The organism is Allobosea sp. P5_A5 (assembly GCF_056400625.1).
In genome coordinates this window covers 578,030-591,753 of record NZ_JBFUKY010000003.1, presented here as the reverse complement: position 1 = coordinate 591,753, position 13,724 = coordinate 578,030, and the positions used below count along the sequence as shown (strand labels likewise).

The 13,724-nt window shown below is 65.9% G+C and carries 13 protein-coding genes; 9 read left to right on the top strand and 4 right to left on the bottom strand.

All coding sequences use genetic code 11. The annotated features are described in order from the left end of the window. The first annotated feature begins 398 nt into the window (after positions 1 to 398). Positions 399 to 725: a hypothetical protein gene (locus AC1DR6_RS09665; RefSeq protein WP_476828979.1), complete on the top strand. Its 327-nt coding sequence runs from the start codon at positions 399 to 401 to the stop codon at positions 723 to 725. A 384-nt stretch (positions 726 to 1,109) separates the two neighbouring features. Here the strand turns inward: AC1DR6_RS09665 and AC1DR6_RS09660 are convergent, their stop codons facing one another. Continuing rightward, positions 1,110 to 2,177: a hypothetical protein gene (locus tag AC1DR6_RS09660; RefSeq protein ID WP_476828978.1), complete on the bottom strand. Its 1,068-nt coding sequence runs from the start codon at positions 2,175 to 2,177 to the stop codon at positions 1,110 to 1,112. 112 nt (positions 2,178 to 2,289) lie between these two features. Between AC1DR6_RS09660 and AC1DR6_RS09655 the strand changes: the two genes are divergently transcribed. Then, positions 2,290 to 3,222 (top strand): lytic transglycosylase domain-containing protein, encoded by a 933-nt coding sequence (locus AC1DR6_RS09655; protein WP_476828977.1) that lies wholly within the window; start codon positions 2,290 to 2,292, stop codon positions 3,220 to 3,222. Positions 3,223 to 3,399: 177 nt separating this feature from the next. Further along, the gene (locus AC1DR6_RS09650) at positions 3,400 to 3,978 is read left to right on the top strand and encodes a L,D-transpeptidase (protein ID WP_476828976.1); all 579 of its coding nucleotides are present in this window, start codon (positions 3,400 to 3,402) and stop codon (positions 3,976 to 3,978) included. A 197-nt stretch (positions 3,979 to 4,175) separates the two neighbouring features. Here the strand turns inward: AC1DR6_RS09650 and AC1DR6_RS09645 are convergent, their stop codons facing one another. Both AC1DR6_RS09645 and AC1DR6_RS09640 read right to left on the bottom strand, forming a co-directional pair. After that, positions 4,176 to 5,039 (bottom strand): hypothetical protein, encoded by an 864-nt coding sequence (locus AC1DR6_RS09645; protein WP_476828975.1) that lies wholly within the window; start codon positions 5,037 to 5,039, stop codon positions 4,176 to 4,178. A gap of 267 nt (positions 5,040 to 5,306) precedes the next feature. Next, positions 5,307 to 5,669 carry a gamma-butyrobetaine hydroxylase family protein gene (locus tag AC1DR6_RS09640; protein ID WP_476829008.1) on the bottom strand — a complete coding sequence of 121 codons (363 nt, stop codon included), beginning with the start codon at positions 5,667 to 5,669 and terminating at the stop codon, positions 5,307 to 5,309. Positions 5,670 to 5,804: 135 nt separating this feature from the next. Between AC1DR6_RS09640 and moaA the strand changes: the two genes are divergently transcribed. From moaA to AC1DR6_RS09620, 4 genes are all read left to right on the top strand, one after another. Then, positions 5,805 to 6,833 (top strand): GTP 3',8-cyclase MoaA, encoded by a 1,029-nt coding sequence (gene moaA / locus AC1DR6_RS09635; RefSeq protein ID WP_476829007.1) that lies wholly within the window; start codon positions 5,805 to 5,807, stop codon positions 6,831 to 6,833. 202 nt (positions 6,834 to 7,035) lie between these two features. Then, entirely contained in the window at positions 7,036 to 7,506 is a 471-nt protein-coding gene (locus AC1DR6_RS09630) for a hypothetical protein (protein ID WP_476828974.1), read from the top strand. Then, entirely contained in the window at positions 7,496 to 8,959 is a 1,464-nt protein-coding gene (locus AC1DR6_RS09625; RefSeq protein ID WP_476828973.1) for a hypothetical protein, read from the top strand. The genes AC1DR6_RS09630 and AC1DR6_RS09625 overlap by 11 nt, the downstream gene beginning before the upstream one ends. A gap of 9 nt (positions 8,960 to 8,968) precedes the next feature. Next, the gene (locus tag AC1DR6_RS09620) at positions 8,969 to 9,733 is read left to right on the top strand and encodes a hypothetical protein (protein WP_476828972.1); all 765 of its coding nucleotides are present in this window, start codon (positions 8,969 to 8,971) and stop codon (positions 9,731 to 9,733) included. 17 nt (positions 9,734 to 9,750) lie between these two features. Here the strand turns inward: AC1DR6_RS09620 and AC1DR6_RS09615 are convergent, their stop codons facing one another. Then, entirely contained in the window at positions 9,751 to 11,448 is a 1,698-nt protein-coding gene (locus AC1DR6_RS09615; RefSeq protein WP_476828971.1) for a methyl-accepting chemotaxis protein, read from the bottom strand. A gap of 220 nt (positions 11,449 to 11,668) precedes the next feature. Here AC1DR6_RS09615 and solA point away from each other — a divergent pair, with 220 nt between their 5' ends. Both solA and AC1DR6_RS09605 read left to right on the top strand, forming a co-directional pair. After that, a complete protein-coding gene (gene solA / locus AC1DR6_RS09610) occupies positions 11,669 to 12,817 on the top strand; it encodes an N-methyl-L-tryptophan oxidase (RefSeq protein ID WP_476828970.1) in 1,149 nt (382 codons plus the stop codon). Positions 12,818 to 12,828: 11 nt separating this feature from the next. Next, the gene (locus tag AC1DR6_RS09605; protein WP_476828969.1) at positions 12,829 to 13,722 is read left to right on the top strand and encodes a DMT family transporter; all 894 of its coding nucleotides are present in this window, start codon (positions 12,829 to 12,831) and stop codon (positions 13,720 to 13,722) included. Positions 13,723 to 13,724 lie beyond the last annotated feature (2 nt).

Sequence of the window (13,724 nt, the reverse complement as noted above, 5' to 3'; positions counted from 1 at the left end):
GGCGGGGGGTGGTGAGGTCAGACATGCCTGCCTCCCTCGCGAACGAGCATAGGGAGTGCTCTTTGGTGAGATTGAACCGGCAGGCAAGAACCTACGGGGAACAGAGCGCCGTTAAAGGCCCCTGCACCATCCGACCCATCCGTTGTTTTCCAACGGGTTCTGAGTGGAAGCCTCCCTTCACACGGGAGGGGTCGCAGGTTCGAACCCTGCATCGCCCACCATTTTTCCGAACAGCATCCACTTTTCAGGCGCTCTGCGCCGCTCCGTTTTGCTGAAGGTGCGGTGCCCGGTGCGGCATCTGAACGAATGCCTCCCTGGAAGATGAACGGCGGCCGACGGCTGCGTTCAGGAGCCGTTGAGCATCCGGAGCGCTTCATATGGGGAACGAGGAGTTTGCCATGCGCATCGTGCTAATCTCGGCAGCTATCATTCTGGCCGGTGCTTCCGCCGCCCCGGCATTTGCGTCGGAGGCGGTGCCCGCGGCGCTTGCGAAGCGCCTCGATGGGGTTCCCGCCGAATTCACGATGAGCGACGCCAAACGCGAGCGCCTGATGATCATTCAGGAAAATCTCGCTGCCCAGCAGGGCTATGGCAGGCGGCCACCCGGTTATGGACCCCCGCCGGCTTATGGCCCTCCCCCGCGCTATGGCTATGGTTACGGCCGGGGCTATGGACCGCCTCGCGGATATGACGCGCCGCCGCCGCCGCCGCCCGGCTGGTGGTAAGCGGCACGGCTTCCACCTCGTCCTGAACCTACGAGTTCGTCTGACGACTGCGCCGCGCGTTCATCGCGAGCCGGCCATCCGTTCAGCAGCGTTCCGTTTGGCCGGGGCTGCGTGATCGACATCAGCCGGACGTTTTGAACGGAGGTTTCCGGAGCCCGAAACAGGCTGGGTGACATCGGTGCCACCCAAGATGATAGCGACGGACGTGCCGACAACGTAGCTCAGTGTCATAGAGAATTCCTCGATGGAGCGAGTGCTCCGGCGAGGAAACGTTCCGCTAGCCCTCGCGCTCCCTTACGTCATTCGGGAAAACGGCAGCGCCGTGTGGCGCGGTGCGGTGGAGCGTGACTTAGGCCGGCAAGGCGACGATCTCGGAGAGCGCGGCTAGCGCATCAGCCGTGCGGCGCCATCAGGCAGCGGCTGACCGCCTCGACCGATCGCCGCGAGATCCTGCTCGACGCGCTGGGCCACCGGCAGCCTGTAATGCAACGCATCCCAATAATGCGAATCATCGGCGGTCACCGGCGAGGCGTGGGCGTAGTCCACCAGCGTCGCGCCGCGTTGCCGGGCTAGGTCGGCGATGCGGGCCTTGCAGACGGCGTAGCGCTGCCATCCGGGACTGTTGGTGCGGGGAAAGGCCGCGAGATGGGATGGCGGAAGCACCAGCATGATCCGCGTCGATGTCGGATAGGCCGCGAGGTTGTCGTCGAGCCAGACCAGCGCGGGAAATTGCCAGCCCGCGCTCTCGGCGGCCGTCACGGGCATGAGCGGCAGGGCCGAAAGATCTTGGGGTTTGCCTCCGCTGTTCTGATAAATATGCCCGCGAGCGCGGGCCAGATCGTAGCTTGCCTCGGGCGGCGTGAAGACCTCGTAACCATCGCCGCGGATGCGCTCCTTCGACCAGCCGAAGCGATAGGCCAGCAGACGGGCCGCGATCTCGAGATTGGTGAGGTTGACGAGCTTCAACCAGTCCAGGCCGTTGACCTCTCGCGAGAGCCAGGCCGGAACCGGACGGGGCGTGCGCCACCTGGATGGCTCCGTCGCATCGGCATCGCACCAGTTCTGATCGATACCCCAGATCAGCCATCGCGGCGCGGCGGTATGAGCGCGGAACAGCCGCGCGGTCTGGACCTGCTCCCACGGTGTGGCGGCGTTCATCGCGAGGTTGACGAAGCGCCCATCGAGGTCTCGCGACAGCGCGGCAGGGTCGATCAACCGCATCGTCGAGGTGCCCAGGACGGCCGCGTCGAATGCCTCGGAACGCACGAGCTGCGGGTACATGAAGCGCTGGTTGATATCCATGATCGGCCGCGCGGACTGTCCGGCGCCGACGCGCAATCCGAAAGGGTCCAGCCCGGCGATAAAGGCGAAGAGAAGCCCGGCAATAACCGCAGCGGCGAGCAGGAAAGCACGCGTCCAATCGGTCCAGCTATGGGGCATTCTCTTGGCCATGCGGCCTTCGGCTCCGTGGATCAGGCGGGGAGCCTCATCGCACATCGGCGCGGCGTCCGACAATCGCAAAGCCGCTGGCTGCGACGCCGGCAGCATGCGAAACAGCGGCGGCATGCAACCCGCCTTTCCCCGCTCCCGTTCGAGCCTAGCCGTCACAGCGATATCGGCAGCCTTTGCCGCAGCGCTGGTTTTCGCGAGCCCGGCTGCACGGGCCGAGGAGCCCGCCGCTCCCTCTTCGGGCATTCAGGACGCGCTTTGCCGCCTGATCGACGACGCGGCAAAAACCCATTCGGTACCGCCGGCCTTCCTGACGCGGCTGATCTTCCAGGAATCGAGTTTCCGGCCCGGTGTGACCAGCTCGGCCGGCGCGCAGGGCGTGGCGCAGTTCATGCCGGGCACGGCGCGCGAGCGGGGGCTTGCCGATCCGTTCGACCCTGAGCAGGCCGTGCCCAAGGCGGCGCATTTTCTCGCCGATCTGCGCGACCGCTTCGGCAATTGGGGGTTGGCGGCGGCGGCCTATAATGGCGGGCCCAACCGCGTCGCGGGCTGGCTTGCGGCGCGGAAAGCCGGACAGAGCCGGTTTCTGCCCTATGAGACCGAGGCCTACGTCCTGAGCGTTACGGGGGCGAGCGCCGAGGATTGGGCGCAGGACGCGCAGGAGAGCGCCGATGGGGATGGCCGCTCCCGGCCGGCCCGAGCCTCCACGATGAACGGGCAGGCAGCCTGTGCTCCGACCCTGGCGTCGATCCGCAGCAGCCGACCCGCCCTCCCCGCGATCGCCGAGGCGCCGTTCGCGCCATGGGGCGTGCAGCTCGCCGGGAATTTCTCGAAAGGGCGCGCCCTCGCCTCGTTTCGTCGCGCCGCCGGGCAGCATCGCTCGATCATTGGAGAGCTTCAGCCGATGGTGATCGGAACCCGTCTACGCAGTCGCGGAACACGCGCGTTCTATCGCGTCAGGCTGCCGGCCGCGAACCGGGCCGACGCGACGGCACTGTGCCGCAAGATCCAGTCCGATCGCGGCGCCTGCGTCGTCCTGCGTAGCTGAGGACATGCCGCTATGTTGCTCGCGCGCAACGAGCATCGGCAAAGCTCAGCTGCTCCCGGCGTTGTGATGACGGGCCGATTGCGAGGACGGACCGGCTCTGACAGGACGTTGAGGAGACGTTGACTTTTCCGTGTCAACTTCATGTCCAGCGCTCCCCCGACCGTCCGAGGTTCATCGATGACCCGCTCTCTTCGTCTGGCCATGCTTGCTGGCCTTGGCCTGCTTGCGCTTGGCTCCGCCGCCCGCGCCGAAATCGACCCGCTGACGCGCCTGCCGGTGGTCCAGTATGTTGATCCCTCCAAGGCTCAGGCGACGACCATTCCGCGCGAGATCGTCGATTATCCGACAAAGCAGCGCCCCGGCACGATCGTGGTCAACACGGTCGAGCGTCGGCTTTATTTCGTGCTCGCCGATGGCAAGGCCGTTCGTTACGGCGTCGGCGTCGGTCGTCCGGGCTTCGACTGGGCCGGTGCCCATGCCGTGACCCGCAAGGCCGAATGGCCGGGGTGGACGCCTCCGTCCCAGATGCTGAAGCGCCGTCCCGACCTGCCGCGCCACATGGCCGGCGGCCCCGACAACCCGCTGGGCGCCCGCGCGCTGTATCTCGGCTCGACGCTCTACCGCATCCATGGCTCGAACGAGCCGGAGACGATCGGTCAGGCGGTGTCGTCAGGCTGCATCCGCATGCTGAACGAGGATGTCGTGGACCTTTACGACCGTGCCAAGGTCGGCACCCGCGTCGTGGTCGCGCGCTGAGCGCCGATTGCTCCACAGACTGAAGAACAAAAAGGCCGGCGGTTTCGCCGGCCTTTTCTGTTTGCGGTTATCGCTGTGGATGGATGTTCTTGCCAGCCGGGCTGTTGCAGCGTTCAGCCGCATCGCTCCAGGCATCGCGCAAGAAAAAAGGCCGGCGCCAGGCGCCGGCCTTCATTGATGTCGGATATTCCGTCGGATCAGACGATCGGATCGCGACGCATTTCCTCGTCGCGATGCGCGCCGCCCATGCCGGCCGCCCACCAGGCCGCCACCGCGCTGACGAGCAGGCCAGCAGCCGTAAGGAAGGCCGCGAGAATGGCAAGCTTGCGGGCCTTTTCAGCCGCCTGCTTGGCAGTTTCCTTGGCCTGGTTCAGCTTGGCATAGGCATCGTCGATGCGCTTCTGGGCATCCGGCTCGCTGATATTGGCGCGGGCCGCGAGGCGCGAGGCGAGATAGTCGCGATCGCCCTGCTCGAGTTTGCCGTTGGCGAGCGCGTTGACGAAGATGCGCGAGGCCTGATCACGCTCCTCGGCGGTGACGGGAGCCTGGCCAGAGGCGCGGGTCACGTTGTCGAGGGTGAGGCCCATCTGGTCGGCCTGCTGCGAAACCAGGCTTGCGACACCGGAACCGGCCGACGTCGCGCCGCTGACGACGGTCTTCGCCGCCCCGAACAGGGAGGACGTGGTCAGGAACACGATCAGCAGCGTGCCGGTCGCCCAGACGACGAGGCCATGGGCGCCGTCGCGAACCTTGCGCTCATCGGAAGAGGAGTCGAGCACAGGCTGCGTCATGCGGCCTGCAATATAACCGCCGGCCATCGAGGCCGAGATCGTGACCCAAAGCGCCCAGAGTGCGAGCGCGATGGCGACCGCCATGGCGCTGCTGCTGCGGCTCAAATCGGCCGAGACGAGCGAGAGCCCGAGGGCCGAGCCGAAAACGGTCAGGATGGTGGAGATCGCCGTGGCGATCATCACACCGGCGAAAATGGTGCCCCACTGGACATAGCCCGAGCTGGGCTTGTTGACGGTCACAGGTGCGACGACGACGTCGGATCCGGTCATGGACATGAGGGCCTCCTAGCGCAGACCGAGAAAGGAAAGGATCGCCAAAACCACGACCACCAAACCAACGAGATAAATGATGCTGTCCATAAAGCCCTCCTGAGATCAGCCACCCGGCAGAACGCAAACAGGCTTGGGAGCTGTTGGTTCCTCGCTGGAGGACGCGAGGAGCAGTCTCTCTGCATGTCCAGGCGCTAATCCGCGCGGATTCGCTGCTCCGAATCGAGCGACTTCTTGAACTGCGCTGTGGTTCCAGGACGAAGACGACTATCGGCGCTGGCGCGACAGGCCCTTCTCGGCGAGCGCCGCCTCATAGGCTCGCATGCGCTCACCGCCCTGCTCGCCCAGCTCGCGCAGGTAGTCCCACGCGAAGAGGCCGGTGTCGTGCAGATCGTCGAAGGTGAGCTTCACCGCGTAATGACCGACAGGTTCCACCTTCAGGATCTCCACCGCCGCCTTGCCCGGCACGATCACCTTTTGCGTGGGGTGATGGCCCTGAACCTCGGCCGAGGGACTCTCGACGCGCAGAAGCTCGGCCGGCAGCGCGAAGCTTGTGCCGTCGTCGAAGGCGACATGCAGGGTCCGCCGGTCCTTGGCGAGACGCAGTTCGGTCGGCCAGGATGACATGATCGTGCCCTTCTCCCGCATCGCGCACGGCAGCCATGCGCTTGACCTTGCCGGCATCGATGCCAATGTCTGGCTATATCAATGCAAGCATGCGTCCGCATCCTACAGCAGATGCTTAGGACCGGAGCCGAGGCCAAGATGCTGCTCGACGACATCAAGCCACTGACGCGGGCGCCGCTGGTCGATCCGTTCGGCCGGGCGATTTCCTATTTGCGGATATCGGTGACCGATCGCTGCGACTTTCGCTGCGTGTACTGCATGTCGGAAAACATGCAGTTTCTGCCGCGCAAGGAACTGCTGACGCTGGAGGAGCTCGACCGCATCGCCACGGCGTTCGTGGCGCGCGGCACACGCAAGCTCAGGCTGACCGGCGGCGAGCCGCTGGTCCGGCGTGATATCATGAGCCTGTTCCGCTCCCTGTCGCGCCATCTCGCCTCGGGCGCGCTGGACGAACTGACGCTGACGACCAATGGCTCGCTGCTGCACCGTTATGCGCAGGAGATGGCCGATTACGGCGTGCGTCGCATCAACGTCTCGCTCGATACGCTCGATCCGGTCAAATTCCGAGAAATCACGCGGCGGGGCGATCTCAAGGTCGTGCTCGATGGCATAGAGGCGGCGCGCAAGGCCGGGATGCGGGTCAAGATCAATGCCGTCGCCTTGAAGGGCGTCAACGACGACGAGATCGAGGATCTGATGCTGTGGTCTCATGACCTCGGCATGGATCTGACGCTGATCGAAGTGATGCCGATGGGCGAGATCGAGGCCGGGCGGATCGATCAATACCTGCCGCTTTCGGTGGTTCGCGCGCGGCTGATGGACAAGTATACACTCGTCGACGATCCCTATCGGACGGGCGGCCCGGCGCGCTATGTCCGCGTCAAGGAAACCGGCGGCCTTGTCGGCTTCATCACGCCGCTGACGCATAATTTCTGCGAAAGCTGCAACCGTGTGCGGCTGACCTGCACCGGCACGCTCTACTTGTGCCTGGGGCAGGAAGATGCCGCCGATCTGCGCGCCGCGGTGCGGGGCTCGCCGGACGATGCGGCGCTGTTTCGCGCCATGGACGAGGCGATCGCCCGCAAGCCGAAGGGCCATGACTTCATCATCGATCGCCGGCAGTCGCGCCCCGCAGTCGGCCGGCATATGAGTGTGACCGGCGGTTGAGGGCGCCGCCGCCCCGCACGCTGGCTTGACCGGTGTTCGGAAAGCGTTAACCGTCGGGGCCATGGTGGCTCAGTTGCGTTCGATGCTTTGGGGATGTGCGGCCTGGCTGATGACGGTCGCGCGTGGGGTTCGCGATTTCGCGATGCAGACCCACGCCGCCCGCCTCTGCATCATGGCTCGCTTGCTGTGGCGGAAGACGCCGTTGCCGGCGATGCTGCTCCTCGGCGCCTTCTTGCTCTGTCTCTACTTTGGCTGGTCGACGGGTCGGGGGGCGTGGACCGCCCTCCTGCCGGCATCGCCTACCGGGATCGGCGCCGCTGTGGCGGCGGTTTTGGCAGGTCTCGCAGTTCTCGAACTGACCGCCGCTTTCGGTATTACGCTGGTCCATGCTGGCTTGCAGCTCGCCTATGATACCGGGCGACATCGCGTTCTCACCCTGCTTGCGATCGCGAGTGCCTCGGCGGTTTTGGGGTTGATTTGGCGTCTTGCGGACCTCTCCGCGGTTTCTCTGGGAGGCACGGCGATGTCGGCCCTGCTCACGGCGGGGGTGACGGCGATGACGGTCTGGTTCGAACGCGCCTATTTGCGTCCTGCCTATCCCGGCTTCCGTGATTTCTGGGCCGATATCGTCGATGCCCGCCATTTCCTGAACCGGGCCGCCCATGGCGAATGACACCGAGCCGCAACGCGGCCCCGCGACGTCCGCCGTCAGCGCGCACCATCTCGCCGAAGCGGTGAAGGCCGGCCATTACGGCGCGGCCGACGCGGTCGAGAACCAGCCGCCGGCCCATGCCACGATGCTCTCGCAGACGGAGCAGACGCTGGTCGCGCGGGCTCGCGAGCATTATGCGGCGATCAGACAGGAAGCCGCCGCCGCGCTGAACGCTCTGCAGGCGGAGGTGGCCGGGAGGCGCGAGCTCTTCACGCAGCAACGCTTCGAGGGACGCATTCGCGGCGTGGAGGCAACCATGCGCGCCGCGCTGAACAAGCATGGCAGCGAGCTTGAGCAGCGCATCTACGATGCGCTCAGGGCCAAGCGCGAATACGCCTTCTTCAATTATGAGAACAAGCGGCGCAGCGACCCCAAGCTCGACAAGTGGCAGTTCATCCTGTTCTTCTTGGTCGTGCCGCTGGTGCTCGAGAGCCTACTGAACGGCAACTTCTTCGCCGAGGCGAGCGATTTCGGCCTCGTTGGAGGCGCGGCGACGGCGGTCATCATCTCTGCGCTCAATATCTCGCTCGGCTTCTTCATGGGGGTGGGGCCGGCGCGGTATTGCCAGCATGTCAAAAGCTCGCATCTGTTCTGGGCGCTGCCGGCCTATGCCGGAATGATCGCGCTGATCCTGCTGTTCAACCTCGCTGTGGGGCACTATCGCGAGATGCTGATCGCCAATCCCGACGCGCGCTCCGTGCAGGTGATGCCGCGCATGCTGGAAACGCCTTTTGCAATCTACGATCTGAAATCGGTCGCGCTGGTCATCATCGGCTGCATCGTCGCGTTCGTGGCCGCGACCAAGGGCTATTCGGCCTTTGGCAGCTATCCCGGCCATGCAGCCGCCTATAAGCGCTGGCGGCAGCGCTGGGGCGCCGTCGAGGACGAGCGCAGGCGGCTGGATGTCGAGCTGCTGCCGGAGCTGGAAGCGCTCAGGACGCAGGTCGACGGTTTTCGCGAGGACTGCCGCGACGAGCTTGGCAAGCTGCAGGGCCTGAAGGCCCGGGCGGAGAAGGCGCGCGATCTGCACTCGTCCCGGCTGGGCCAACTGCGCGCCGCCAAGGATGGGGCCATGATGCAGTATCGCGAGGCCAATCTCCGGGTCAGAACCGATCTGCCGCCGGCCTATTTCTCGCAAAGCCTCAACCTGGCCGAGATCGACCAGCCGACGGAGCCGCCGGAATATGTCGCGGCCAGGCGTCTCATCGACGATTTCGAGCAGCAGCTCGGCTCGATGCCGGCTTTGGTCGAAGCGACGTTGAAGGACCGGCTGGTGCTGCTGCGTGGCATCGACCTCTCCGGCGAGGTGGAGCAGGTCAAGTCGCGCGCCGCGCAGGCCGGGCGCGAGGCCTTCGAGCGCGACGAGTCCGCCCAGAAACAAGCCGCCGAAGAATTCGCGGCGATGCCGCGCTAGGTCGATCGCATGAAGACCGAAAACTGGGCGATCGTCGCCTCCGCGCTCGCCGGTGTCGCGCTGGTCGGCTTCTTCGCCGCCCCGTCCCTGCTGCGCGGGCCCCCGCGCGACCCGGAAAACCTGTGCCTGAAAACGGGGCCGATCGGCCAGACGCTGATCCTCGTCGACAAGACCGATCCGTGGAGCGAGGTGCAGGCCGGGCGGCTGAAGGCTCTGGTCAAGCAGATCGGCGACGATCTGCCGGCCGATCGGCTTCTGTCGATCTATGTCTTCAACGACGTGTTCGAGCCTGGCTTCCCGGCGCTGGTCTCGCTCTGCAATCCAGGCAGGACCGCGAGCGAACTGATCGGCAATCCGCGCCGGGACTACCTCAAATGGGTCGAGAAGTTCGGGCGCCCGCTCGATGACGCCCTGAAGATTTTGACACAGCCCGCCAAGGGCAATCAGTCACCGATCCTCGAAGCGATCGGGGATGTCGTCGCCCGCCGCGAGAACCGCGTCGCGAGTGGCGACCGCAGGCTCGTCCTCGTCTCGGACATGCTCCAGAATTCGGGGCAGTTCACCGTTTTCGGCAATGGCCCCGGCGTGCGCGACCCCGAGAAACTGCGACAGGTGCTGGCCAGGACCTGGCAGAGTTCGGGCGCGGCGAGCTGGACGCTCGACGTGCATCAGGTCCAGGGACTTTACGAGCCGCAACGTCTGGAGCAGGCGGCCTCGCTCTGGCAGCAGGCGTTCCAGAAGATCGGCGTCACTGTGAGCTGGGACCGTCTCTGAAGAAAGCTGTTTTTGCTTCAGAGCCGGTAACCGGTCCTGACGCCGCCCCAATGACGGCCGCGCAGGCGGATCGGCGCGGAGATCTCGCTGAATATCTCGGGACCTTGGCCGAGATCCGCCTGGAGTCGCTGGATCAGGAAGGGCCGGACCGAGCGGCCGGCGCCGATCGCGGCCCGGCTATCGTAAAGCCTGCGATGGGCGGCATGAACGGCGGACCAGTCAGGGTCTTCCGGCCGGGCAGCCTGCGCGTATTGCGGGTGGTGCACCGGAACATAGCCGTTTCGATCGCTTGCCACCGCAAACGCCAGCTGCGAATCGCCGGCGCGCATGCGCTCCAGCACGGGCGGCAGCACGGTTTCCAGCGCCGCCAGGCTCGGCGTTGCGAATTGGCGGGGTTCACTGTCGTTCATCGGGACATAGCTGATCTCGAACAGCTCTTCCTCGCTCAACAGGCGCCGTTCGAGCGCTGATTCCATCGCGGCCGCGACCTCACGGGCGAAATCCTGCGCTCGCTCGATCATGGGGCGGTATTGGCGCTCGACAGCCTCGATCGTCTGCGCCAGCGCGTCATTGGCCGCTGCCTCCGGCGAAAAGGCGAGATGCAGGCCTTTCTCGCTGGCGCCCGCCATGCGGCAAAGCATCGGCGGCAGGCCCTCGATGGCGATCATGCCTTCCGTGCCGGCCCAGCGCCGCGCTTCGGGCGCGTCCGAAAGCAGCGCGCCTCCGCGTCCGAGGTCGATGACCTCGCCAGCGACTTCGCAGCCGGAGAACGTCAGCCGCGCATGGCGGATGATGGGGAAGCGATCGAAACGCCGCCTGTCGGCGAAGGACGCGTGGCGCAGCGCGGGCTTGAAACGGCGCAGCATGCTGCTGGCGACGCGCTCACCCTTGGCGGTGGCGCGACGCACTTTTTCGCTGCCGGCGACCGTGATCTGCGCGATGCGATCGATCTCGTTGGCGCGCTGGGCGACGCCATCGACGAACCGAGCGGCCTCGCGCGCGCTACGCAGCAGCTCGGCCGTGGTCGATGCCTGTTTTTCCGAGGCGCCCCCGATCACGCCCATGATCGGATTGACCTCGCGCACGATCGCCAAAGCGTCGTTAACGATCCGGGTCGAGCCCTGGGCAGCCTGGGTTAGCCGGTCCACCCGGATGCGAATGTTCTGCGCGGCCTCGCTGACCTCGATGGAGAGCGACTTGACCTCATGAGCGACCACACCGAAGCCCCGGCCGGCCTCGCCGGCGCGGGCGGCCTCGATCGCGGCATTGAGCGCGAGCAAGTTCGTCTGCCGCGCGATCTCGGCGATGGAATCCACGATGCCCCGGATTTCGCGGGTGGCGTCGCCGAGCCCATCGAGCACGACCGCCGCCTCTCCGGCACGGGAGACTGCCGAATCGAGCTTGGCGCGGACATCCACCAGCGCTCCGTCGACCTCTTCCGCAGCTTGCGAGACCTGCTGGCTGACGACGGCAATGGCCGTGGCATTCTCGCTGGCCGCGCCGATCGCGGTGCGCATGCTGCCGGCACTGGCGAGGATGGTGCGGGAGCCGTCCTCGAAATTGGCCGAGATCTGTCCGGCCTCGGAGAGTTCCCGCAACAGCGTCTTCATCGCCGCGACGATCTCGCGCTCGATATCGTCGACGGCCTGCAATGCACCGGCGTCGAAAGGCTGCTCCGGCTGTGGCGCGGGCTGCGGTTCGATGGCGGGGGGCATAACCTCCTCCGCGCCGGTGCTGCTTCGACCGCCCAACAAGCGTCGAATCATGCCCTGCATGAATCCTCGCAATCCACTCTTCGCCTGCGCGAACTTATTGCTTACCGCACGTTAACAAATGCTTCCCGGCGCCCACGCACGGGCGGCGTGCGGCAGCCGCAATAGACCGTTCCACGAAGGGCTTGTATGGCTTGGCTCGCGCCGCGCGGAGCCACGTTCCATGACACAGCACAGCTATGATGTGATCGTCGCGGGCGTCGGCGCCATGGGCTCCGCCGCCTGCTGGCATCTCGCCAAGCGAGGCCTCAAGGTGCTGGGCCTAGAGCGTTTCGACCTTGGCCACGCGATGGGCTCCTCCCACGGCCTGAACCGCATCATCCGCCTCGCCTATTTCGAGGGCTCGCATTACGTGCCGATCGTCAGGCGGGCACATCAGCTCTGGCGGGAAACGGGCGAGCAGGCCGGGCTCAAGCTCCTCCACGTCACGGGCTCGATGGATCTGGCGCCGGAGGGCGGCGGCCCCGTCGAATCCTCGCTACAATCCTGCCTCGAGCACGGGTTGCAGCATGAAGTCCTGCAGCGCGACGAGATCATGCGCCGCTTTCCCGGTTTCCAGTTGCCGGCCGGGCATATCGGGCTGTGGCAGCCCGATGGCGGCTTCGTCGCATCCGAAAAGGCGATCTATGCCCATGTCGGGCTCGCACAGGCGCATGGCGCGGAAATCCGCACCAACGAGCCGTTGCTCGACTGGACGCCGACCGCGCAAGGGGGCGTCGTGGTCCGCACCGATCGCGGCACTTATTCGGCTGGGCGGCTGGTCATCACCTCGGGCGGCTGGATCGCGGACGCCGTGCCTGCGCTTGCTGCGAAGGTCAGCACGGTGAAGCAGGCCATCGGCTGGTTCACCACCCGCAAGCCGGAGTTGTTCCGCGAAGGAGCGTTCCCGGTCTTCATTCTGAGCGTCGAAGAAGGCAGTTTCTACGGATTCCCGCTCTATGAGCATCCCGGTTTCAAGCTTGGCGGGCCGCATTTCGGACGCGAGCCGATGGACCCGCGCGATCCCGACCGGACACCGAGCGCGGATCAAGTCCGGCTGATCCGCGAATGCCTGGCGCGATACATCCCCGAAGCGGCGGGAGAGCCGCTGACGGTCAAGGGCTGCGTCTATACCGTTTCGCCTGATGAGGACTTCATCATCGACACGGTGCCGGGCGTGCCGCAGGCCGTCTTCGCCTCGGCCTGTTCGGGCCATGGCTTCAAATTCGCCAGCGCCATCGGTGAAATCCTGGCCGATCTCTCGACCTCCGGGCAATCGCCCTTCGACCTATCGCCTTTCGGGCTGGCGCGGCTCGACGCCGAGAAAACCTAGGGAACGACGCCTTGGCCAGTGCTGCCGACAATCGCCGGGGCATCCTCTTCATGCTCGCGGCGATGACGCTCTTCGTCTGCAACGACACCTTCATGAAGCTGGCGCGGGAGGTTTATCCCGCCGGCCAGGCGCTTTCGCTGCGGGCGGCCTTCGCCGTGGTCATCGCCATCGCTCTGATCTTCGCTGTCGGCGAGCAGGACCGGATCGGCATGGTGGCGCAGCCACGCGTCGTGCTGCGCGGGCTGCTGGAGGCGACGAGCGCCCTGCTGTTCAGCTGGTCGCTGGGCCTCCTGCCGCTCGCCACGATCACGGCGATCAACATGGCCTCGCCGCTGATCATCGTGGTGCTGGCGGTCATCTTCAGGGTCGAAAGCGTGGGCTGGCGGCGCACGCTAGCGCTGCTCGTCGGCTTTGCCGGCGTTCTCATCGTCGTGCGGCCCGGCGCCGACAGCTTCTCCATCGGCGCGGTCGTCGCGCTCGTCAGCACCGTGTTCACCGCCGGGCGGGACCTCGCGACGAGAGTGATCGGCCCTCACGTGCCCTCGACGATCGTATCGCTGACCACGACCATCCTTGTCGGGCTCATCGCCGCCGGATACGGTTTCACCGAGACCTGGCTGCCGATCTGGCGTGTGGAGTCGATCTATGTGCTGCTCGCCTCGGTGCTGGTGACGGCCGGCACGCTTTGCATCATCACGGCTTTCCGCCGCACCGATGTCGGCGTGGTCTCGCAATACCGCTACGCCGTAATCGCGATCGCGGCACTGCTCGGTTATCTCGTCTGGGGCGACGTCCCGGATGCGTTTGCCTTTGCCGGGATTGCCCTGATCGTCGGCAGCGGCCTCTACACGATGCACCGGCAGCGGGTGAAGCCGGACTCCCGGCTGAAACCCGCGCCGGAATAACG

Coding starts and splice junctions, on each gene's coding strand:
- AC1DR6_RS09665 (WP_476828979.1), top strand. CDS start 399: ATGCGCATCGTGCTAATCTCGGCAGCTATCATTCTGGCCGGTGCTTCC.
- AC1DR6_RS09660 (WP_476828978.1), bottom strand. CDS start 2,177: ATGGCCAAGAGAATGCCCCATAGCTGGACCGATTGGACGCGTGCTTTC.
- AC1DR6_RS09655 (WP_476828977.1), top strand. CDS start 2,290: ATGCAACCCGCCTTTCCCCGCTCCCGTTCGAGCCTAGCCGTCACAGCG.
- AC1DR6_RS09650 (WP_476828976.1), top strand. CDS start 3,400: ATGACCCGCTCTCTTCGTCTGGCCATGCTTGCTGGCCTTGGCCTGCTT.
- AC1DR6_RS09645 (WP_476828975.1), bottom strand. CDS start 5,039: ATGACCGGATCCGACGTCGTCGTCGCACCTGTGACCGTCAACAAGCCC.
- moaA (WP_476829007.1), top strand. CDS start 5,805: ATGCTGCTCGACGACATCAAGCCACTGACGCGGGCGCCGCTGGTCGAT.
- AC1DR6_RS09625 (WP_476828973.1), top strand. CDS start 7,496: ATGGCGAATGACACCGAGCCGCAACGCGGCCCCGCGACGTCCGCCGTC.
- AC1DR6_RS09620 (WP_476828972.1), top strand. CDS start 8,969: ATGAAGACCGAAAACTGGGCGATCGTCGCCTCCGCGCTCGCCGGTGTC.
- AC1DR6_RS09615 (WP_476828971.1), bottom strand. CDS start 11,448: ATGCCCCCCGCCATCGAACCGCAGCCCGCGCCACAGCCGGAGCAGCCT.
- solA (WP_476828970.1), top strand. CDS start 11,669: ATGACACAGCACAGCTATGATGTGATCGTCGCGGGCGTCGGCGCCATG.